Source organism: Acidobacteriota bacterium (assembly GCA_028874215.1).
Taxonomy (GTDB): domain Bacteria; phylum Acidobacteriota; class UBA6911; order RPQK01; family JAJDTT01; genus JAJDTT01.
Genome location: JAPPLF010000061.1, coordinates 202055 through 222273, shown reverse-complemented (window position 1 = coordinate 222273; position 20219 = coordinate 202055). Strand labels below are relative to the sequence as shown.

General features: G+C 62.2%; 21 protein-coding genes. 7 read left to right on the top strand and 14 right to left on the bottom strand.

Annotation, left to right across the window (positions count from 1 at the left end):
- Positions 1 to 11 precede the first annotated feature (11 nt).
- Entirely contained in the window at positions 12 to 1163 is a 1152-nt protein-coding gene (locus OXT71_11840) for an alanine--glyoxylate aminotransferase family protein (GenBank protein MDE2927080.1), read from the top strand.
- Here the strand turns inward: OXT71_11840 and ftsY are convergent.
- The 7 genes from ftsY to OXT71_11805 all read right to left on the bottom strand — a co-directional run bounded on the left by ftsY (position 1156) and on the right by OXT71_11805 (position 8753).
- A complete protein-coding gene (gene ftsY / locus OXT71_11835) occupies positions 1156 to 2094 on the bottom strand; it encodes a signal recognition particle-docking protein FtsY (GenBank protein ID MDE2927079.1) in 939 nt (312 codons plus the stop codon). The two genes, OXT71_11840 and ftsY, sit on opposite strands and share 8 nt — an antisense overlap.
- The gene (locus OXT71_11830; protein MDE2927078.1) at positions 2091 to 2702 is read right to left on the bottom strand and encodes a biotin--[acetyl-CoA-carboxylase] ligase; all 612 of its coding nucleotides are present in this window, start codon (positions 2700 to 2702) and stop codon (positions 2091 to 2093) included. The genes ftsY and OXT71_11830 overlap by 4 nt, the downstream gene beginning before the upstream one ends.
- A gap of 8 nt (positions 2703 to 2710) precedes the next feature.
- Positions 2711 to 3559: a carboxylating nicotinate-nucleotide diphosphorylase gene (gene nadC, locus OXT71_11825; GenBank protein ID MDE2927077.1), complete on the bottom strand. Its 849-nt coding sequence runs from the start codon at positions 3557 to 3559 to the stop codon at positions 2711 to 2713.
- Positions 3540 to 6185 carry a valine--tRNA ligase gene (locus OXT71_11820; protein MDE2927076.1) on the bottom strand — a complete coding sequence of 882 codons (2646 nt, stop codon included), beginning with the start codon at positions 6183 to 6185 and terminating at the stop codon, positions 3540 to 3542. The genes nadC and OXT71_11820 overlap by 20 nt, the downstream gene beginning before the upstream one ends.
- A gap of 149 nt (positions 6186 to 6334) precedes the next feature.
- Positions 6335 to 7309 carry an outer membrane protein assembly factor BamD gene (gene bamD, locus OXT71_11815; protein ID MDE2927075.1) on the bottom strand — a complete coding sequence of 325 codons (975 nt, stop codon included), beginning with the start codon at positions 7307 to 7309 and terminating at the stop codon, positions 6335 to 6337.
- A 26-nt stretch (positions 7310 to 7335) separates the two neighbouring features.
- Positions 7336 to 7995: a ribulose-phosphate 3-epimerase gene (gene rpe, locus OXT71_11810; GenBank protein ID MDE2927074.1), complete on the bottom strand. Its 660-nt coding sequence runs from the start codon at positions 7993 to 7995 to the stop codon at positions 7336 to 7338.
- Positions 7995 to 8753 carry a PASTA domain-containing protein gene (locus OXT71_11805; protein ID MDE2927073.1) on the bottom strand — a complete coding sequence of 253 codons (759 nt, stop codon included), beginning with the start codon at positions 8751 to 8753 and terminating at the stop codon, positions 7995 to 7997. Before OXT71_11805 ends, rpe begins: the two co-directional genes overlap by 1 nt.
- Between OXT71_11805 and OXT71_11800 the strand changes: the two genes are divergently transcribed.
- Positions 8752 to 8952: a hypothetical protein gene (locus OXT71_11800; GenBank protein ID MDE2927072.1), complete on the top strand. Its 201-nt coding sequence runs from the start codon at positions 8752 to 8754 to the stop codon at positions 8950 to 8952. The genes OXT71_11805 and OXT71_11800 overlap by 2 nt on opposite strands.
- Positions 8953 to 8962: 10 nt before the next feature.
- On the opposite strand, the gene OXT71_11795 is transcribed toward OXT71_11800, so the two are convergent.
- From OXT71_11795 to aroC, 4 genes are read right to left on the bottom strand one after another with little or no spacing between them, the layout of a single operon-like run.
- Entirely contained in the window at positions 8963 to 10273 is a 1311-nt protein-coding gene (locus tag OXT71_11795) for a 16S rRNA (cytosine(967)-C(5))-methyltransferase RsmB (GenBank protein MDE2927071.1), read from the bottom strand.
- Positions 10270 to 11229 (bottom strand): methionyl-tRNA formyltransferase, encoded by a 960-nt coding sequence (gene fmt / locus OXT71_11790; protein ID MDE2927070.1) that lies wholly within the window; start codon positions 11227 to 11229, stop codon positions 10270 to 10272. The genes OXT71_11795 and fmt overlap by 4 nt, the downstream gene beginning before the upstream one ends.
- Positions 11229 to 11738: a peptide deformylase gene (def, locus tag OXT71_11785; protein MDE2927069.1), complete on the bottom strand. Its 510-nt coding sequence runs from the start codon at positions 11736 to 11738 to the stop codon at positions 11229 to 11231. The genes fmt and def overlap by 1 nt, the downstream gene beginning before the upstream one ends.
- Positions 11739 to 11759: 21 nt before the next feature.
- On the bottom strand, positions 11760 to 12926 hold the full coding sequence (gene aroC, locus OXT71_11780; protein ID MDE2927068.1) for a chorismate synthase: 1167 nt from the start codon (positions 12924 to 12926) through the stop codon (positions 11760 to 11762).
- A gap of 190 nt (positions 12927 to 13116) precedes the next feature.
- Here aroC and OXT71_11775 point away from each other — a divergent pair, with 190 nt between their 5' ends.
- From OXT71_11775 to OXT71_11755, 5 genes are all read left to right on the top strand, one after another.
- On the top strand, positions 13117 to 13881 hold the full coding sequence (locus tag OXT71_11775; GenBank protein MDE2927067.1) for an ABC transporter permease: 765 nt from the start codon (positions 13117 to 13119) through the stop codon (positions 13879 to 13881).
- A gap of 2 nt (positions 13882 to 13883) precedes the next feature.
- Positions 13884 to 14672, top strand: coding sequence for an ATP-binding cassette domain-containing protein (locus OXT71_11770; GenBank protein ID MDE2927066.1), 789 nt, complete (start codon positions 13884 to 13886; stop codon positions 14670 to 14672).
- Between the two features lie 65 nt (positions 14673 to 14737).
- Positions 14738 to 16030 carry a hypothetical protein gene (locus OXT71_11765; GenBank protein MDE2927065.1) on the top strand — a complete coding sequence of 431 codons (1293 nt, stop codon included), beginning with the start codon at positions 14738 to 14740 and terminating at the stop codon, positions 16028 to 16030.
- A 16-nt stretch (positions 16031 to 16046) separates the two neighbouring features.
- Positions 16047 to 16892, top strand: coding sequence for a CDP-alcohol phosphatidyltransferase family protein (locus tag OXT71_11760; GenBank protein ID MDE2927064.1), 846 nt, complete (start codon positions 16047 to 16049; stop codon positions 16890 to 16892).
- A gap of 5 nt (positions 16893 to 16897) precedes the next feature.
- A complete protein-coding gene (locus OXT71_11755) occupies positions 16898 to 17599 on the top strand; it encodes an outer membrane lipoprotein carrier protein LolA (GenBank protein MDE2927063.1) in 702 nt (233 codons plus the stop codon).
- Between the two features lie 128 nt (positions 17600 to 17727).
- Here the strand turns inward: OXT71_11755 and OXT71_11750 are convergent, their stop codons facing one another.
- From OXT71_11750 to OXT71_11740, 3 genes are all read right to left on the bottom strand, one after another.
- The gene (locus OXT71_11750) at positions 17728 to 18438 is read right to left on the bottom strand and encodes an ABC transporter ATP-binding protein (GenBank protein MDE2927062.1); all 711 of its coding nucleotides are present in this window, start codon (positions 18436 to 18438) and stop codon (positions 17728 to 17730) included.
- A gap of 199 nt (positions 18439 to 18637) precedes the next feature.
- Positions 18638 to 19516: a hypothetical protein gene (locus tag OXT71_11745; protein ID MDE2927061.1), complete on the bottom strand. Its 879-nt coding sequence runs from the start codon at positions 19514 to 19516 to the stop codon at positions 18638 to 18640.
- Complete coding sequence (locus OXT71_11740; GenBank protein MDE2927060.1) at positions 19513 to 20169, bottom strand: VTT domain-containing protein; 657 nt, start codon at positions 20167 to 20169, stop codon at positions 19513 to 19515. The genes OXT71_11745 and OXT71_11740 overlap by 4 nt, the downstream gene beginning before the upstream one ends.
- Between the last annotated feature and the right edge of the window lie 50 nt (positions 20170 to 20219).

Here is a 20219-nt window from a genome sequence, read left to right as displayed (position 1 = left end):
TTATGCGCCGCATGAGGCGAACCCGGATATTCACCCCAGGACCGACTCCGGTCGCGCCGTCTGCGCAATTGGCCATGGCCAGTCCCCTGGTCCACCATCGCAAGGACGAGTTCCGGGAATTGCTTCTCGAGACCCGAACCCACCTTCAGGCTCTCTTCAAAACCAGGAACGACGTCGTCATCCTCACCGCATCCGGAACCGGAGCCATGGAAGCCGCGGTGAGCAACCTCCTCTCCTCCGAGTCCCGTGCCCTGGCCGTCTCGGCCGGAAAATTCGGTGATCGCTGGGTCCGAATCTGCCGAGCCTTCAACGTTCCGTGCGACGTTCTGGAGAAACCGTACGGTGAAGCGGCCTCGGCCCTGGAGATCCAACGGGCTCTGGAGGCCAACCCGGATATCCGTGCCCTGTTGATCCAGGGCTGCGAGAGTTCCACGGCCACCATCCACGACCTGGAATCCATCGCTCGGACGGTCCGCAGCCGTTGCCCCGGCGTTCTGGTGGTGGTGGACGCGATTACGGCTCTGGGGAGTCAGCCGGTGGAGACGGACGCCTGGGGTCTGGACGTGGTCATCGGCGGCGCCCAGAAGGCGTTTGCCATCCCGCCCGGCCTGTCCTTTTTGTCTCTGAGCCCCAGGGCATTGGAAACCATCCGGGCTTGTCCCGGACCCCGGTTCTATTTCGATCTCCTCAAGGAAGTGAACGGGCAGCGCCGGGGACAGACGGGACTGACCCCCGCCGTGGCCCTGGTGCAGGCCTTGAACCGGACGAGCCGAGAAATGGTCGATCAGGGCCTGGACCGGATTCTGGAGCAGGTCGAGGTCCGGGCGCGTTGCACGCGGAGAGGATTGGAAGCCCTCGGTTTCAGGCAACTCTCCTCCGCGCCGGCCAACGCCTTGACTGCATGCTTTCCGCCTCCCGGGATCGACGCGGCCAGACTGATCCAGCATCTTCAGGAGCGCTTCGGGATCGTCGTGGCGGGCGGGCAGGGCGTGCTGAAGGGGAAGATCATCCGTATCGGACACCTGGGCTATTTCGATCTGGTGGATGTCTTCGCGGTGATTTCGGCCATCGAGATCTGTCTTCTGGAACTGGGCGCTCCCGTCGACCTGGGGGCCGGCATCAAGGCGGCCATGCAGGCGGCCGTGGCGCCGGTGTTCAGGTGAGGATGGAGTCCACAAAGGTCTGACGATCGAAGGGCGCCAGGTCCTCCAGCCCTTCTCCCGTGCCGACGAAACGGATGGGGATCTTCAGTTGACTGGCGATCGCCGCGACGATCCCCCCTTTCGCCGTGCCGTCCAGCTTGGTGACGACGATTCCGGTGACGCCGAGGGCGGTCAAGAACTCCCGAGCCTGGATGAGACCGTTCTGTCCCGTCGTCGCGTCCAGAACCAGGTAGACGTCATGGGGCGCTCCGGGGACCAGCCGGCCTGCGACCCGGGCCATTTTCTTGACCTCTTCCATCAGATTCCGCTTGGTGTGCAGCCGGCCGGCCGTGTCGGCGAGGAGGACGTCCTTGTTGCGGGCCTTCGCCGCCTGCAAGGCGTCGTGCAAGACCGCCGCGGGATCGGTCCCGCCCCGCTGCATGACAAGATCGGCCCCACTGCGGCGGCACCAGACGCTCAACTGTTCCACGGCGGCGGCGCGAAACGTGTCCGACGCCGCGACGATGGTGCTCCTGCCGGCCCGGGCGTAACGGTGGGCCAGTTTGCCGATGGTCGTGGTCTTGCCCACACCGTTGACTCCCACCACCAGGACCACATGCGGTCTGGCGGCCCATTCTTCCTGCCAACCGGGAACCTCGAACAGTTCGAGGAGCTCGGAAGCCAGGAGTCTGCGCGCCTGCCCGGAACTGATGGGCCGTTTTCCCCGGCTGCTCTGACGGATCTTCGCCACCAGGCTTTCGCTGGTCTCGACACCCAGGTCGGCCCCGATGAGAAGATACTCCAGCTCCTCCAGTTGATCCGGGGAGATGGGGCTCTCCCGGGGTCCCAGCAATTCGTCCATCCTGCGGCTCAGTTCCCGGCGGGTCGCCTGAAGCGCACTTTTCAGGCGTTCGAAATAACCGGGCCGCTCTTTCGGCGTTGAGGGGTTCATCGTTCGTTGCCCCCGCCGGCCAGGATGTATTCCTGGAAAGCCACCGTGAGTTGACGCCGGTGACCCTGTTCCAGGCTCGACAGGGTCCGCTCCAGTTGGCGCGTCAGCTCCCGAAAGAAAGTCATCAGATTCGGGACGCGTATTCCCTCCAGAGACAGGGAGGTGGCCGTGGAGGCCAATTCGTCGGGGAACGACCGATGAAAGAGGTTGACTCCGATGCCGATGATGGCCCACTGGATTCGATCCGTCTGGGTCCCCATTTCGATGAGAATGCCGGCGCATTTCCTGCCTTTCAACAGGACGTCGTTGGGCAGCTTGATGCCGAGCGGCGCCCCCGTTCCGCTCCAGGCGCCAATGGCTCGAACCACACCCAGGGCCGCGGCCCGGGTCAGGTCCTCCGCCTGGCGGATCTCGGAGGCGGGAAAGCAGAGATAGGACGCGTAGAGTCCCATGCCTGCGGGGGAATGCCAGGATCGTCCAAAGCGTCCGCGTCCTCCGGTCTGCTCTTCGGCGACGGCCATTCGGGCCTTCCCCGATTCGATGAACGGCTTCAGGTAGTCGCTGGTCGAGTCGACTCTGGCCATGTAGTCCAACTGCCTGAAACGCATCTTCGAACTCAGGGTCCGCCAACATCCAGCATCAGGCTGATGTCGCTGGAGGCGACGGAGTGGGTCAGGGAGCCCATGGAAATGAAGTCGACGCCGGTCTCGGCGTAAGCTTGAAGGTTCCGGCGGGTGATGCCCCCCGAGGCCTCCACCAGACACCGGCCGGCGCAGGCGGCGACGGACCGCCGGACCTGCTCCACCGTCATGTTGTCCAGCAGGACGGCGTCCGCACCCGTGTCCAGAGCCGCGGCCAGTTCTTGCTGGTTGGTGACCTCCACCCGGATCTGCTGCAGATGTCCGGAGCGCTCCCGGCACGCCTCGACGGCCGCCCGGACGCCCCCGGCGGCGGCGATGTGGTTCTCCTTGATGAGGACGCCGTCATCCAAACCCATCCGGTGGTTCTGACCGCCCCCCATTCTGACCGCGTATTTCTCCAGGTTGCGCCAGAGTGGCGTCGTCTTCCGAGTGTCCAGGACGCGGACACGGCTGGAACCGACCCGGTCCACGCAGCCGCGGGTCCGGGTGGCGATCCCGCAGAGCCGCTGGAGGAAATTCAAGGCGACTCTCTCGGCCTGCAGGAGGGTGGAAACGGGCCCCTCCAGGGTTCCCAGGCAGCCCGGCTCGACCCAATCCCCTTCGCCGTACCGGGCTTGGCCGGTGACCGGGCCCAGCAGCCGAAAAACCCGGAGAAAGACCGGCCATCCCGCCAGAATCATTCGCTGCCGAGCCAGAACCCGGGCCGTCCCGACCCCATCGGCACGGGGGTTGGCCTGCAGTATGGCCTCGGTCGTAATGTCTCCTCGTCCCAGGTCCTCTTGGAGGGCTTGGCGAAGCAGGGGATCAAGGCTCAGGAAGTCCATGGAGCATGTCCTGAAGCCGTTTCAGCTTCGTCCCGACCTCCTGGCGGCGCCGGCGCGCGCCGTCCACGATGTGGGCCGGAGCCTTTCGAACGAAGTTTTCGTTGTCCAGTTTGCGGTCGAGCCGGCTCCGGTCTTCCTCCAGCCGTCCGATCTGCCGTTGCAGCCGGTCTTTCTCCGCGGCCAGATCGATGGCCTCGTCCAGCCGCAGGGCGAACTGGGTCGTGTTGGCCACGCCGGTGATGCGCAGTCCCTCCCGGCTCAGCCCGTCCCGGAACTCGATCTCGCTCAATCGGGCCAGATTCTTCAGGTGGTGGCTCTGCGACTCCAGGAAATCGCGGACCGGAAACGAACAGGTGAACTCGGCGGGAAGGCGCCTCCTGGGGTCGATGTTGTTCTCGGCGCGGGCCGTTCGCAGCGCCGTGATCAACTCCTGGAGTTGGGTCATGCGGTCGATGTGGTCCTGGTCGATCCATCCCGGCCGGGGCTCGGGAAACGGGGCCAGCATGATGGTCTCGCCCGCATGCGGAAGCCGCTGCCAAAGCTCCTCCGTCAGGAAGGGCACGAAGGGATGAAGCAGTCGGAGGGAGCGTTCCAGAACATGGGCGGCGACCTGGGCGGCAACGGTGTCGCCGCCGCTGATTCGCCCTTTGATCAGTTCGACGTACCAGTCGCAGAACTCATGCCAGAAGAAATGGTAGAGATCATTGCTGGCGCTGTGAATGAAGAACCGCTCCAGGTTCCTTTCCGTGTCCTGGTTGATCTGCTGGAGCCGGCCCAGAATCCAGCGGTCCTCCAGCCGCAGGGAATCCTGCTCCCAGAGCCTGCCGATCTCCTCCTCATCGGCGGTCAGTCCCTGATCCAGGTTCAAAAGCAGATAGCGGGCGCCGTTCCAGATCTTGTTGCAGAAGGCCCGGTAGCCGGCCATCCGGCGGATGGAGAAGGGGATGTCGGCTCCGGGTGCGGATGAAACCGCCAATGTGAAGCGGACGGCGTCACATCCGTACTCTTCGATGACCTCCAGGGGGTCGATGATGTTTCCCTTGGACTTGGACATCTTCTGTCCATGCTGGTCGCGGACCAGTCCGGTGATGAACACTCTGCGAAACGGCACGTCACCGCGGAAGCGGAGGCCCAGCATCATCATGCGGGCGACCCAGAAGAAGATGATGTCGAATCCCGTGACCAGAGTGCTGGTGGGATAGAAGGTCTCCAGGTCCCGCGTCCGGTCCGGCCATCCCAGAGTGGAGAAGGGCCAGAGGCCGGAACTGAACCAGGTGTCCAGGACATCCGATTCCTGGACCTGGCGGGCACTGCCGCAGCGGGAGCAGGCCTCGGGCTCGGTTCGAGCCACGGTCGAGTGGTCGCAATCCTCGCAGGTCCAGGCGGGGATGCGGTGTCCCCACCACAACTGCCGGCTGATGCACCAGTCGTGGATGTTGGTCATCCAATCGGAATAGATCTTCGTGTAGTTGCCGGGGACGAAGACGGTCGACCCCTCCTCCACTGCCTGGAGAGCGGTCTGGGCCAGCGGCTTTACCCTGACGAACCACTGCGTCGAAACCAGAGGCTCCACCACCGTCGAGCATCTCTGGCACCGTCCCACGTTGTGATCGTGTTTCTCGACCATCTCCAGCAAGCCCAGGCGTTCCAACTCGGCGGCAACCTGCCGCCGGGCCTGGTAGCGGTCCAGTCCGGCGAATGCTCCCGCGTCGGCCGTCATCCGGCCGTCCTCGTCGATCACCTTCACGATGGGCAGTTGGTGGCGCCGGCCCGCCTCGAAATCGTTGGGGTCATGCCCCGGGGTGACCTTCACGGCTCCGGTTCCGAATTCGCGGTCCACGAAGGTGTCCTCGATGATGGGGATTTCCCGGTCCATCAAGGGCAGAACGACGGTTCGGCCGCGAACGTGGTGGTAGCGTCCGTCATCGGGATGAACCGCGACAGCGGTGTCTCCCAACATGGTCTCGGGGCGAGTGGTGGCCACCACCAGACACTCGTCCGAACCCTTGACCGGATAACGGATATGCCACAGGTGGCCCCGCGTGGGAGCGAACTCCACCTCAAGGTCCGAGATGGCGGTCCGGCAGCGGGGGCACCAGTTGACCAGGTACTCCCCCTTGTAGATGAGGCCCTCTTCGTAGAGGCGCACGAAGACCTCTCTCACGGCCCGGGACAGGCCTTCGTCCAAGGTGAACCTCTGGCGGCTCCAGTCGCAGGAGCATCCCAGCTTGCGGATCTGGGAGAGAATGTTGTCTTCCGCGATCTTCTTCCACTCCCAGACCCGTTTTTCGAAGGCGGTCCGGCCCAGGTCCGAACGGGTCTTTCCCTCCTCCGCCAACTGGCGTTCCACCACGTTCTGGGTGGCGATTCCCGCATGGTCCGTGCCCGGCAGCCACAGGGTGTTGAAGCCCTTCATTCGCTTCCATCGGGTCAAGACGTCCTGGAGAGTGCAGTTGAGGGCGTGTCCCATGTGCAGGGAGCCGGTGACGTTGGGAGGAGGGATCACGATGCTGTAGGCCGGCTTTCCGGAATCGGTGCGTCCCTTGAAGTAGCCTCTCTCTTCCCAGAGGGTGTACCACTTCCGTTCGACTCGCTTCGGCTCGTAGGTCTTGGGCAGGTTGATCAATCCGAATGCCCCGGTTGTATCGCTGGATCGGGTTTGGAGAAGCAGGGATTATAGCAGACTCGCAGAGGGGCTCCTCTGCGGCGGGACCGGGATTTCAATCCCGGATGAAGTGCTGATGCCGGGATGTCCGGAGCCTGATCGGGATCCGGTCAACGGAGCGATTCGTCGCCCCCGGACTCCTCCATCTGGCGTTGCTCGGCGCGGCGGCGCGCCACTTCGTAGGGGTCCTCGCGCCCGGTGAAGATCCCCAGGACGCCTCGGACAGGAGAGAGGATGGAGAATCCTTCCTTCTCGTACCGCTTCATGCGTGCCAGGTTCCGCGCGGCCTTGGCCTTGTCCAGTTGAGGAACCGGCCTTTCCAGAAGGATCAGCTTCTCCCTGGCGTTGTCGAAGTAGGGGCTGAATTCGTACTCTCGCGCCACACGGGAGTAGTAGACCGTCGCTTCCTCGACCCGTCCCAGATTCTCCAGTGAATCAGCGAGGTAAAACAGGCTCTCGTCGAGCCGGCTGAACTCGTTGTATTCGTCCACCACCTCCTCGAATCGGTTGGCCGCGGCGGAATACCTCTTCCGGTCGAAATAGAAGGCGCCGACCGTGTGGACACCCTTGGCCAATTCCTCGCGCACCTGCCTGAGAAACTCTTCCGCCGTCGGCGCCAGCTCGCTGTCCGGGAAGTCATCCAGGAACTTCTTCAGTTCGATCTCCGCCTTGCGGGTATAGGTGGGGTCCCGGTCATGAGGCTTCATAAGCCGGTAGTTGATGGCGGCGATCCTCATCTGGGCGTTGTCGGCGCTCTCGTGGGTGGGGTAGAAAATGATGAAGTCCTTGTACTGGGCTTCGGCCTGGAGCAGGTTCTCCTTGCCTCCTTCCTCGTAGTACGAATCGGCGATGGAGAGGAACGAGGTCGGCGTGTATTCGCTCTCGGGATAAGTGCTGATGAGCGTCTGGAAGGAAAGGCGCGACTTGATGAAGTGCTTCTTGCCCAGGAACTTCATCCCGTTTTCGAAAAGGGTCTTGTCGGGCGCCACCGCCCCCTCCTGCAGATCCGCGCCCTTGCGGCCGCCGCAGGAAGCCAGAACGATCAGGGCGCTCGCCAGCAAGGTCAGCCTGATAACAGTTCTCATTGTCACTGTCCCCATTCAGATTACGGTCAAGCCTCCTCGGCGAGAGTCTGCATCTGGCGAAACGTCTCACCCGGAGAGGGCGTTCCGAAGATGGCCGAACCGGCCACCATGATCTCGGCCCCGGCCCGAACCGCATCCTGCGTATTGGCTGGCTTGATGCCGCCGTCGATCTCGATCTTGACCCGGAGATTGTCCCGGGCCGCCATCTCCCTCAATTTTCTCATTTTATCGAAGCTCGTGGCAATGAAGCGCTGCCCCGAGAATCCCGGATTCACCGACATGATCATGACGTGGTGGCACTTGGGGAGGATTTCCTCCAGGACGCCGACCGGTGTGTGAGGATTCAGCGCCACGCCCGGCTTCGCCCCCTTTTCCCGGATCCTGTCCATTAGACGGTCCAAATGCAGAACTGTTTCATATTGGACGCTCAAATAGTCGGCGCCCGCGTCGATGAACGCATCGGCCATGTCTTCCGGGTTCGAGATCATGAGGTGGACGTCCAGGATCAGGTCGGTCTGTTTGCGCACCGCCTCGATCACCGGCAGGCCGAAGCTCAGGTTGGGAACGAAATGTCCATCCATGACGTCCAGGTGCAGAATTCGGCATCCGGCCTGCTCCATTTCCCTGACGGCGCCTCCCAGATCGAGAAAGTCGGCCGAGAGTAGAGATGGGGCGATCCAAGGCATCAGCTGGCGACCTCCAGAATGATCTTATCGTTTTCCTTCAACATGTTTCCCGCCTCGGGATATTGACGGACCACCTTGCCCCGGGATCTCCTGGCCCCCCTGGTGTAATTGACCTTCGGCGACTCGAAGCCGTTCTTCCGAATGAGGGACCGCACCCGGTTCAGATTCAAGTCCCTGAAATCAGGCATGATGTAGCTCTGGACCCGCTTCTTGCCCACCAGGACGTCGACGCGGGCCGTGAGGACTTCCGTGGACCCCGGGTTGGGGACCTGGCGGATGATCTGGTCCGATCCCACGTCGGCGAGGAAGATCTCGCTGGTGTGTCCGATCTCGTAGCCCGACTGTTGCGACATCAGGCGGGCGACCCGCTGTGTGGACCCGATGAGATCCGGGACCGGTTTATGCTGAACTCCCAGGCTCACCATCACCCTGACCCGGCCGTTGGCCTTGAGGCGGACGCCGGGAGTGGGAAGCTGAGCGACGACGGCGCCGTTGGGAATCGACGCGTCGTAGACTTCTCCCTCCACGGCCAATCCCAGGCCCAACGCTTCCAGTTTTTTTCTGGCCTGCTCCATGTCGGTCCGGATGAGGGACGGGACCACGACCTCCGTCGCCCGCGTCGCCACTCGCATGCTGATGATCAGGCTGAAGAGAAAAACGACCATCAGGACGCCGGCCAACAGGCCCAGCTTGACCACGGCCACGAACGGATTGCGCCGTCTGGCCGAACGCTTTTTCTTCCTTCTCCTGGAAACCATGACCGGTATCTATCTGCGGAGCAAACACGCTACCACACCGCCAGGGGTGACTCCAAGCGCTGGGAGCGACGACATTCTTGTCACCGAATGGAGCGGCGACATTCCTGTCGCCGAACGGAGCGGCGACATCCTTGTCGCCGAACGGAGCGGCGACATCCTTGTCGCCGAACTCCAGAGTAACGAGCGTATGAGCGTGTGAGCGGCGGTCTTCAACCCCCGATTCCGCGAGTCACGGGGGGACTGACAGTCCCCCCTCCTGTCCGCACCAGCCACGCGGCGAAGAAGGCCTCGCGCTTCAGGAAGTCCTCCTCCGGCTGCCGCACCAATTTGGCCTCCGGTTCCGAGTTGAGCAGAGTCTCCACCACCTCAAGGTTCTCCTCCGGCTCGGTGGAACAGGTGGCGTAGACCAACTGCCCTCCGGGGCGCAGCATTCGAAAACTGCTCCGCAAGAGGGCGCGCTGAATCCGGGACAATCGTCGGACGTCTTCCTCGGCCAGCCGCCACCGAATGTCCGGATTGGCCCTCAGGGTGGCGGTCCCGGTGCACGGGACGTCCAGCAGGATGAAGTCGAAACGGCTCCGGAACGGGGGATGGACCAGATCGGCCTGAACGGCCCCAAGCTGTGGGATCCGGTAGAGGCCGGCTCTGGCCTTCATCTGACGCAGGCGGGACAAGCTGAGGTCGCAGGAGATCAGGCGGGCGCGGGATCTTTTGCGGGCCTGAAGAATGAAGGACTTTCCCCCGGGAGCTGCGCAGAAATCGCCCAGCGTCCGGCACCCGCTGAGGTCGCCGAGTTGAGCGACCTCCTGGCTGGCCGGACTCATCAGGAAGCAGTGGCCCCGCCGATAGAGGGGATGCCGGACGAATGACCTGGAATTCACCCGGACGCAATGGGGAAGGCGGGGATGAGGTTGAAAAGGGACGCCTTCCCGGTCCAGCCGCCTGCAGAAGCTCGTCCGCGTCGTCCGGAATGGATTGACCCAAAGATACAGCGCCGGCGGGCGGTTGTTTCGCTCCAGAATCGTCCGCGCGTCCTCGGACCCGAATCTTGAGAGGTACCGGCGCACGAGCCATTCGGGGTGGCTGTAGCGGATGGACAGACTCTGGGTGTCGCCGGAATTTGGAGCAGCGGGCCGGTCGCGCAGAAAGCGGCGGAGGACGGCGTTGACCAGAGGCGCGGCGGAGGCCTTGCGGAATTCCCGGCAGAGCCGGACCGACTCATGGACCGCCGCCCGCTCCGGAATCCTCAGATGGTTGAGTTGAAACAGTCCCACACGCAATACTTGGAGCACTTCCGGATCCAGGCGGGCGCGGGAACGCTCCAGCAAACCATCCAGTTGATAGTCCAGGAGGGATTGGTTTCGCAGGACGCCGTAGACCAGCTCCGTCGCCAGCCGCCGATCGCGGTCCGGCAGAACTCCGAAATCGGAGGATTCGAAATGGGTTTTCAGGGAGACCCGGCGGCCGCTGCCACTGCCCAGGAGCACCCGCAGGGCCACCGACCTGGCCGTGGGCTTCACCCTCCAACTCCCAGGCGTTCTCCCGACCTCAGTGTCATCCCGTTGGTGAAGTCCCGGGCCCGCAGGCGCCCGCGGTTGGCCAACTGGAGTTCCAAGAGTTCCAGCGAGGTGCCTTGGCCGCATCCCACCAGAATGGAGCCCTTGCCGGTGGTGCGAATCCGGCCGTCCGGGACCGGGAAGGCGGAGGCGTGTGGATTGCGGCTTCGCCAGATCTTCAGGCGCTCCCCGCGAAAACAGGTGAAGGCGCCGGGCCGGGGATTGAAGGCGCGGATCTGGTCATGGATCCGGCATGCCGGCCGGGTCCAGTCGATCCGCGCGTCGTCTTTCCGGATGAGAGGGGCGAGAATCGCTCGCTCATGGTCCTGGGGGCGCGCCTGGAGCTCGCCCGAGAGGTAGGAGGGCAGGGTCCCGAGCAGGAGTTCGACACCCTGCCGTGAGAGTTGCCGTTCCAGATCCCCCGATGTGACGTCGGGTCCGATGGGGGTCGTGGATTGAGCCAGCACGTCACCGGTATCCATGCCCTCGTCCAACTTCATGATGGTCACCCCGGTCTCCTTCTCTCCGTTCAGGATGGCGTGGACCACGGGGGCGGCGCCGCGGTATCGGGGCAGGAGGGAGGTGTGGACATTGAGGCTGCCGAAACGGGGCCAGGCGAAGAACTCGCGGGGAAGAATCTGTCCGAAGGCGACGACCACCATCACGTCGGGCCGAGCTTGCCGGAGGAATTCCAGCGCCTCGGCGTCTCCACGGATTCTGGCGCACTGGAAAATCGGCAGGCCGAACTGAAGGGCGGCGACCTTGACGGGCGGCGGCGACAGCTTGCGTCCCCGGCCGCTTTTTCGGTCCGGCTGAGTGACGACGCCGGCCAACCGCAGGCCGAGGCGGGTTTGATTCTGAGCCAATGCCTCGAGAAACGTCCGTGCGAAATCGGGCGTGCCCAGAAACAGGACCCGCATCACCAGTCCCCGGAGCGGATCAGCTTCCGGATCTTGCGCTTGATCAGGTCTCGTTTGAAGAATGAAATCCGGTCCAGATAGAGAACGCCGTCCAGGTGGTCCACCTCATGGCATAGGGCCCGTGCCAGAAGATCCTGGGCCTCCACTTCGACCCGACGGCCCCGGGTGTCCTGCCCGGCGATTCGAATCCGTTGCGGCCGGTCCACCATGGCGGTGAATCCGGGGATGCTGAGGCACCCCTCCTCCCCCTTCTGCTCCCCCTCAGTCTCGAGGATCTCCGGATTGACCAGAACGATCTGGTTCCCTTTCTCTTCCCCGGCACTGATATCCACGACCAGGAGCCGGAGGTTGACCCCCACCTGCGGGGCCGCCAAGCCGATTCCGGGGGCCGCGTACATGGTCTCCAGCAAGTCCCGGGCCAGATCCCGCAGCTTCCCGTCGAAGGTCTCGACCGGTTCACTCTCGCGCTGAAGTTCGGGAGCCCCGAACTTGAGGATGGGTCTGATCATTCCGAGTTCCAGGAACGCGGGTCACATGGCCCGCACCCGTTCACGGAAGCTCTCCAGGTTGTTCTTGAGTTCGGACAGGTTGTCTCCGCCGAACTTCTCCTGAATCGCCTGGACCAGCACGATGGCCACCATGGCTTCGCCGATGACTCCGGCTGCGGGAACCACGCAGGTGTCCGACCGCTCGTACTGGGCCTTGAAGGCTTCCTTGGTCTCCAGGTTCACCGACATCAGCGGCCGCTTCAGGGTGGCGATGGGTTTGACCACGGCCCGAACGATGATCTCCTGGCCGTTGGAAGTCCCACCCTCGATGCCGCCGGCCCGGTTGGTCTTCCTGTAGAACTCCCTTTTCTCATCGTCGTAGAAGATCTCGTCGTGGAATTCGCTGCCCATGGGAGCCTTTTCCAAGCCGCTGCCGGTTTCCACGGCCTTGATGGCGTTGATGGACATGAGGGCCTGGGCGAGCCGTCCGTCCAGTTTCCGGTCCCAGTGGACATGGCTGCCCAGGCCCGGAGGAACTCCGGCGGCGCGGACTTCGAAGGTTCCGCCCAAGGTGTCTCCCCGGTCGATGGCGTCGTCCACGGCCGCCTTCATGGCATCGTCCAGATCCGGGTCGCAGCAGCGCAGGTCCGAGGACTCGATCCGGGGGATCAGATCGATGGACACCGAGTCCAGAAGTTCGTCCGAGATCCGAACGTTCCGAATCGAAATGACGTGGCTGTAGACCTGGATGCCCAGTTCACGGAGCAGCAGCTTGCAGAAGGCCCCGACCGCCACCCGGGAGGCGGTTTCGCGCGCGCTGGAACGTTCCAGGACGTTGCGCATGTCCCTGAACTGGTATTTCAAGGCCCCCACGAGATCGGCGTGTCCCGGACGCGGCCGCGTGACCTGCCGCTTGCGGACGCCCTCGGGATTGGGTTCCACGCTCATGACCTCGGTCCAATTGACCCAGTCCCGGTTGTGGATGATGAAGGCGATGGGCGACCCCAGCGTCTCGCCGTTGCGGACACCCGCGAAAATGTCCACCTGGTCGCTCTCTATCTTCATGCGGAGGCCCCGCCCGTATCCACTCATGCGCCGCCGCAGATCGGCGTTGATGAAATCCACGTCGACGGGAACCTGGGCCGGAAAACCCTCTATGTTGGAGATGAGACCCTTGCCGTGAGACTCGCCGGAAGTAAGAAATCGCAACATGATGTGTTATCCGGAACCTGCTGTTACTAAAGACGTTGCTTGGAAGCGGAACACCCTCTCTGGTAGACTCACCGGGCTTTTTCGGCCCGCTTCCGGCTGCCCCTGATGGCAGCGGTTTCCGCACTGCGGAGGCCTCATAGTCTAACATTTATCCGCAAACCGCCGGCGGGAGCGGCCGGGGCCGAGGATGACCATGGATTTCCTCTACAAGATCCTGTACGAGGTTGAGGAGTACGTCACCCTTACGATCCGAAGCGTCACCAACATCTTCCGCCGTCCACGCTACATCCAGGATACGTTCCAGCAGATGGAGACGATTGGGGTCCGGTCGGTCCTGATCGTGGTCCTGGTCGGCTTTTTCACCGGCGGCGTCCTGGCCTTGCAGACTTCGAAATCTCTGAAGGCGTTCGGCGCCGTGAATCTCATGGGGCAACTGATCTCCCTGTCGTTGATCCGGGAAATGGGTCCCGTGTTGACGGCATTGATGTTGGCCGGCCGGGCCGGTTCAGGCATCGCATCGGAATTGGGATCCATGGTGGTGACGGAGCAGATCAGCGCCATGCGGGCCCTCGGAACGGATCCTGTGAAAAAGCTGGTGACTCCACGTGTCATCGCCTGCACCACCATGGTGCCCCTCTTGACCGTGATCGCGGACGTATTCGGGTTGGTCGGCGGGTGGATCGTGTCGTTCTACAATCTCCGCTTGAATACGGCCCTCTATTGGAATGAGGCCTTTAGAGCCATCGACTACAATGTTGTGCTGGAGGGTCTGATGAAACCGGTCGTATTCGGCTTCATCGTCGGCTCCGTGGGTTGCTACTATGGCTTGGGAACCCGGGGTGGAACCAGGGGCGTCGGACGCAATACGACGCAGGCCGTCGTGACGGCCTCCATCCTGGTCATCGTGGCCGATTTTTTCCTGGGCAAGCTCATTCTGGAGTTGTGGCATTGAGTGTGATCCGCTTCGAGAACGTCACCAAGAAATACGAGGACCATACGGTGCTCGAAGATTTCGACATGGAGGTGCGCCGGGGCGAAACCATGGTCCTGCTGGGAGGATCGGGGTCGGGGAAATCGACCATCCTCAAAATGGTGGTGGGCCTGGTCAGCCCCGATTCCGGGTCCGTGTTCGTGGACGGCGAGGAGATCACTCGGCTTCGCGAGGATGACTTGATGCCGATTCGCCGGAAAATCGGCATCGTATTCCAGGAGGGAGCTCTCTTCGACTCCCTGACGGTCTGGGAGAATGTGGCCTATCGGGTCATTGAGTCCGACGGGTATACCATGGATCAGATCGACGACTGGGTGTACCGGCTCCTGGGATTCGTGGGATTGCAGAACGCCATCGACAAGATGCCCACCGAGCTGTCGGGGGGAATGAAGAGGCGCGTGGCCATCGCCCGGGCATTGATGGGCAGCCCGAGGATCATGCTCTACGATGAGCCGACGGCAGGGCTCGATCCCATCACCAGCAGAATCACCTGCGAACTCATCATGAGATTGCGGGACCTGGAGGGCGTAACCGGGATTTTGGTCACCAACGACCTGCAGGCGGTTCGCGCCCTTTCGGGGGAAGTGTCCACGAAGGCGCCGGATGGCACCGTCGACTTCAAGCCGGTGGACCCGGAGACGACATTGCGGAACACTCGATTCGTCATGATCAAGGATGGACGAATCCACTATGAGGGAGGAGACCCCTCCCGGGAGGGGGGCGACGAGTACGTCCGTGAGTTCCTGGCCTGATGCTCCCCTGGACTTCCACCGTGAAGTCCAGGTGTGTTGGGGTTTGAGGAGCCGTGGTGATTAGCATGCGTAGAGGTAGAGACAGAGGCAGACCGACCCGTCTCGCGGAACTCAAAGTCGGGCTTTTCGCCGTCGTCACCATGGCGATTCTGGGTCTGGCCGTCTTCAACATCGGCACCCGGGTCGGCCTCTTGGAGGAGACGTTTCGAGCCAAGACCTACCTCAACGACACTGCGGGGCTGAAACCGTCGGACATCATCCTCATCGGCGGCGTCGAAGCGGGCAACGTCTCGCGGATCAAGATCTCCAAGCCGGGCGAGATGCCCCCGACCGAGACGAACCGGATCACCTTGGCGGAGATCGGCGAACTGGAAAGACTGGCGGAGGAAGAGCGGCGCAAGCAGCCTCCCGACGATGAGCGTCTCAAGCAGCTCCAGTCCGGGATCGACAGAGTCCGGTGGCGGCTCCAGAACGTGGAGGTCTACCTGGACATCAAGCAGGAATACCGGGTCTGGGTCCAGCGCGACAGCAACATCTCGCTGGGGTCCATCGGGCTGCTTGGCGACAAGTACGTGGAGGTGTCGTTGGGGCGGTCCGATGAGCCCGCGCTGGTGGTCGAAGAGGAATTCGAGACCTGGTTCGGCGTGGAGACCGACGAGGTCGTGGTGATCACCGGTTCCACCGAGCCCGGTTTCAGGGAACTGATCATCGGAGCCAACGACGTGCTGGTCAACGTGGAGGCCCTGTCAGGACGGTTGGAAGAAATCATGGGGGGATTGGGAAGAGGAGAGGGTACCGTCGGCCAGTTTCTGACCAATCCCGAATTCTTCAACAACATCAACAAGATCATGGCCTTGTTCCAGCAAACCAGCGAAAGGGTGGCCATACTCACTGAGCGTCTCATCGAAGGGCCGGGAACCGTTCCCAGCCTTATTCGTGAGGATGACATCTACCAGAGCGTCCGGGGCATTTCCGCCCGGATGGATGAAATCGTCAGGCGAGTCGAGCAGGGGGAGGGCACTCTGGGCAAGCTCTCGAAGGACCCCTCGCTCTACGACAGCATCGAACAGACTACGGCGAGTCTCCAATCCATTACCCAGCGCATGGAAGCGGGAGAGGGCACTCTGGGCAAACTGTCAAGGGATGATCAACTCTATGTGGACCTGCGCCGAACCATGGACCAGATGGCGGTGTTCCTGGAGGCCGTTCAGGACGGTGAGGGAACCCTGGGACGGTTGGCGAAGGACGAGGCGCTTTACGAGAATCTGAATCATCTGACTTCGGAAATGGTGAAGTTGATCCATGACTTCCGGCAGGATCCCAAGAAGTTCCTGACCATCCGATTCAAGCTGTTCTGAGTCGGGGAGAGAATCCATGATTTCGCAAACCATCGGCCACGGAGCCCAGGTCATCCTGAGGGGAATCGTGCGGTGTTTGATGGCATTGCACGTCAAGCCCAATCACCTCACCTTTCTGGGGTTCATCACCAGCATCTGGGCGGCGTTCGTTTTTGCGAGTGGCCACTTCGTTACCGCCGGCCTGGTGCTGATCCTCGCCGGCCTGTTCGACATGGTGGACGGGATGGTGGCCCGGACCGCCAACACCGCGACTCCATTCGGGGCCTTCTTCGATTCGGTGATGGACCGCTACTCGGATTTGATCATCTACCTGGGCCTCATCATTTATTACGGCCAACAGGACCGGTTCACCTACGTCGTCCTGGTGAGCGTGGCCATGATGGGGTCGGTGCTGATCAGCTACACCAGGGCCCGGGCCGAATGCCTGATCCCCAGTTGCAAGGTCGGATTCCTGGAACGGCCCGAACGCCTGGTTCTGCTCATCATCGGCTCCTTCTACTTCATGGAACCCGTCCTCTGGGCCATCGCCGTCATCGGAAACTGGACGGTGATTCACCGGATTCTCCACACCCGCTCCCAGATGAGGCCGTCCGAGCCGAAGCCGGGTCAGGGGCGCGCGGGCCGGCAGCCCGCGGGCTCGATGCGGTACGTCCGGGGAACCTGGCGCTACGACGTGGTCTGCGTGATGATCCTGGGCTTTATTTTTCTCACTCCGGGCTCGGTCTTCGACGGCTCCCTCTTTTCCAAGAGGCAGGAGCCTGAAAATCAGCAGGAGATCGTACCCGATCCGAAGAAATCTCAGGTCCAGACCTTCAACCAAAGGGTCCTGCCGTCCTCCAGGCAGGAGATCTCACCCCCTTGAAACGAATGGATTCAGCGCGGATCTCCCTCCTCTTTCTGCTTCTGGGATTCTTCACGGGCCTTCCGTCGGGGGCCATGGAGACGGTTCCGGCAGCGCCCGGCCTGGAGTCGGTTCTGGAGAAGATGGACCGGAGAGGCGGAAATCTCCAATCCATGAGCGCGAGGATCATCCAGAAGAAATGGACCGACATCCTGGAGGAGTTCGACGAGGAAGAGCGGGGCGAATTTCATTTCCTCAGGGAGAATGAGGCGATCCGTCTGCGCAGAGACATCACGGAGCCGGGCGTGAGCACGCTCCTGATCAATGACGGGAAAGGGATCTTCTATCAGCCGCTTCTCAAGCAGGCCAACCGGTACGATCTGGGGGCGAGAAAGGATCGGGCGGAGTTCCTGCTGCTGGGCTTCACCTCCAAGAAGGAGGCTCTCCGCGATGCCTATTCCATACGATGGCTGGGTCCGGAGATGGTCGGCGGCCGGGAGACCTACGCGCTCGAACTGACTCCCCGGTCCGGCAAGGTCTCCGCCTTTTTCTCCCGTATCGTGCTCTGGGTCGACGGCCGGCTCTGGGTCCCCATTCAGCAGAAGCTGGTGGAGCCCACGCGCGACTACCTGCTGATCCGGTTCGAAGACGTCCGTTTGAACCTGGACCTGCCGGCTTCCAGGTTCGAGCTGGAGCTGCCTTCCGACGTCAACGTCATTCAGTTCTGAGAAAAAGGGGGGGCGATTTCGAATCGCCCAGTCTTCGTCGACCGGTTTGTCACAATGGGTTTCGGCGATTGGAAATCGCCGCTCCTTTACTTTGGGGGAGCTTCCGGGTAAGCCGACGGCGGCGGAGTCTACTCGGAATCCGAGCTCACAAGCCGGCCGTCCATCATCCGGATGACGCGGCTGGCGGCCGCGGCGGCATCCGGATTGTGGGTGATCATCAGGATGGTCTGGTTATAACGCTGATTCAGCTCTTTCAGGATGGAGAGCACGTTGTCGGAGTTCTGGGAATCCAGGTTTCCCGTGGGTTCATCCGCCAGGAGCAAGGCGGGTCGATTGATGACGGCGCGGGCAACGGAGATCCGTTGTTGTTCGCCCCCTGAGAGCTCGGAGGGCTTGTGATCCATCTTGCCCTCCAATCCCAACAGTTTAAAGATTTCTCGAGTCCGGGCCTCATTCTGATGGCCGTTGCCATGAATGCGGCACGCCAGCTCGATGTTGTGCCGGGCCGTCAGGGTCGGCAGGAGATTGAACCGCTGAAAGACGAATCCGATCTTCATCTTGCGGATCTCGGTCCTTTCCGCATCGCTGACCAGGCTCATCTCCACTCCGTCGATCCAGATCCGGCCTGAAGAGGGGGTCAGGAGTCCGCCCAGGAGGTGGAGCAGTGTGGATTTGCCGCAACCGCTGGGTCCCATGATGGCCAGGAACTCGCCGGTCCGGACCTTCAGGTTGATGCCGCGGAGAGCGGGGACCTCCATCTTTCCGATGCGAAAGACCATCTGGAGGTCCTCGGCTACCACCAGATTCTTGACTCGATCCATTTCCAGAGTGTGCCTCATTCAGGAGAGTCCCGGTGCGAAAATCAAATGACGGGAGCCCTCTCGGCCACGAGCCTTGACTGGACGATCCAGGGTAACCGCAATCGCCATTGTATACCGGTTCGGAATCGGGCTTCAACGTCTTCGGACGCCGGCAGCCAGGGGATCGGCGGTCTCCGCCGACCGGGAGAATCCCGGCGAATCGGTGTCCTGTTCCGGCCTATCGCAGCTCGATCAATTCCGCTCCCGGCGGAATCGGCAGGTCGAAATGCCGTTCCTCCAATTGGCGCCCGGTCTTCAGGCTCTTCGGGTCCAACCGGAGCCGGAGCGTGTATCGATCCCGGGGCCGTTCCAGCACGATCCTGGTGTTGACGACCGCCTGACCCTCAGCGACGGGCGCAGTGTAACGAATCAAGCTGGCAACCCCCCCGTCGGTGTCGTAGTAATCCTGACGCACCAGTTCCAGCCTGCTGCGCTCGATCCAGAGTCTCCTCTTTAGACGTAGATTTCCGCTTTCCAGTTCATGGATGACGTAGTACTTGGATCTTGCGTCCGTCTCCTCGATCAGGAAGACCCCCGCCGACGGCCCCACCGGCAGCGGCTCAATCAGGATGGCCGGGAAGACGTGCTCCGGTCGCACGTTGTAGATGGGATTGTCGTCGTTGCGCTCGAGATCGGTGCTGCCGGTGACGAACTTGTTCTTCGTAGGAGCCCAGATCTGGAACTTGGCCTGGCTGCTGGCCATGGCGATGATGGTGGTTCGAGTCAACGGATTCTGCACGTTGATGCGGATGGAATCGGGGCTCTGGGCGATGATTTGGGCAGGTGTTTTCCGATAGCGCTCATAGTAGTTTTCGTCCGGCGTTTCCCCTTGCAACTCCAGGCTCATCTTGGCGACCAGGCTTTCCATACCGGCGTAGGATGAGTTCACCAGTTGGACCAGGTCGGGGAGCGTGGAGTGCAGAACCTGTCGGTGGACCGGCGCCTTGTCGACCCGGACCTTCGTCTTGATGACCTTTCTGCAGCCGGCCGGCAACAGCGCCAGCATCAGGATCGCGAGGAGCGCGCGACCTGCCGAACCGGAGGCCGGTGGGATCACGTAGCCTCCCCGGAGAAAGCCTTCTTTCGGTTTCTTCTCCGGATCAGGACGATCCCCGTCAAGACGGCGGCCAGGGACACGAAAAGGACCACTCCCACGGTCTTCATTTCCTCCTGGACGAGCTGCTTGGCCGCCTCGCCGTAGAGGACTGCCAAAATTCCCCACATGAAGTACCGGATGCTCCTGCCCAGAGAGATCAGGACAATGAATCGGGCCAGAGGGATCCGGAAGAGTCCGGCGGAAAGGACGAAGATCTTGAAGGGAGTGGGTGGGGGGAGGATGGCCGGCACCAACAGAGTCCAGATCCCCCAGCGGTTGTACAGCCGCCGCATCTCGGTTCGCCTCTCCTCGGACAACCTCCTCTTGACGAAGTTCCCCCCTCTGCGTCCGACGCTGTACAGGAGCGTGCATCCCATCACCGACCCGGTGATGGTCATGGCCACGTAATAGGACATGAGGTCCCAGGACTGTCCGGTGGACAAGGCAATGATCAGAATGTCGTTTCCTTCGGGAATGGAAAGGAAGGAGGAATCGGCCAGCGCCACCAACAGCAGGGCTGGCCCTCCATACTCCACGATCGTCTCGTAGAGGCCGTTGAGCGTCTCCTGGATCTGCTGCCAGAAGCTCAAGCCGCAGACTGTGAAAAGCGCCATTTCGATAGACATGTTACCAAAGCCGATCCATGAGCCTGTTCGGGTTCCGA

Excerpts from the sequence above, each read along its gene's own strand:
- OXT71_11840 (MDE2927080.1), top strand. The coding sequence starts at position 12 with ATGAGGCGAACCCGGATATTCACCCCAGGACCGACTCCGGTCGCGCCG.
- ftsY (MDE2927079.1), bottom strand. The coding sequence starts at position 2,094 with ATGAACCCCTCAACGCCGAAAGAGCGGCCCGGTTATTTCGAACGCCTG.
- OXT71_11830 (MDE2927078.1), bottom strand. The coding sequence starts at position 2,702 with ATGCGTTTCAGGCAGTTGGACTACATGGCCAGAGTCGACTCGACCAGC.
- nadC (MDE2927077.1), bottom strand. The coding sequence starts at position 3,559 with ATGGACTTCCTGAGCCTTGATCCCCTGCTTCGCCAAGCCCTCCAAGAG.
- bamD (MDE2927075.1), bottom strand. The coding sequence starts at position 7,309 with ATGAGAACTGTTATCAGGCTGACCTTGCTGGCGAGCGCCCTGATCGTT.
- rpe (MDE2927074.1), bottom strand. The coding sequence starts at position 7,995 with ATGCCTTGGATCGCCCCATCTCTACTCTCGGCCGACTTTCTCGATCTG.
- OXT71_11800 (MDE2927072.1), top strand. The coding sequence starts at position 8,752 with ATGACCGGTATCTATCTGCGGAGCAAACACGCTACCACACCGCCAGGG.
- OXT71_11805 (MDE2927073.1), bottom strand. The coding sequence starts at position 8,753 with ATGGTTTCCAGGAGAAGGAAGAAAAAGCGTTCGGCCAGACGGCGCAAT.
- fmt (MDE2927070.1), bottom strand. The coding sequence starts at position 11,229 with ATGCGGGTCCTGTTTCTGGGCACGCCCGATTTCGCACGGACGTTTCTC.
- def (MDE2927069.1), bottom strand. The coding sequence starts at position 11,738 with ATGATCAGACCCATCCTCAAGTTCGGGGCTCCCGAACTTCAGCGCGAG.
- OXT71_11775 (MDE2927067.1), top strand. The coding sequence starts at position 13,117 with ATGACCATGGATTTCCTCTACAAGATCCTGTACGAGGTTGAGGAGTAC.
- OXT71_11765 (MDE2927065.1), top strand. The coding sequence starts at position 14,738 with ATGCGTAGAGGTAGAGACAGAGGCAGACCGACCCGTCTCGCGGAACTC.
- OXT71_11760 (MDE2927064.1), top strand. The coding sequence starts at position 16,047 with ATGATTTCGCAAACCATCGGCCACGGAGCCCAGGTCATCCTGAGGGGA.
- OXT71_11755 (MDE2927063.1), top strand. The coding sequence starts at position 16,898 with ATGGATTCAGCGCGGATCTCCCTCCTCTTTCTGCTTCTGGGATTCTTC.
- OXT71_11750 (MDE2927062.1), bottom strand. The coding sequence starts at position 18,438 with ATGAGGCACACTCTGGAAATGGATCGAGTCAAGAATCTGGTGGTAGCC.
- OXT71_11740 (MDE2927060.1), bottom strand. The coding sequence starts at position 20,169 with ATGGCGCTTTTCACAGTCTGCGGCTTGAGCTTCTGGCAGCAGATCCAG.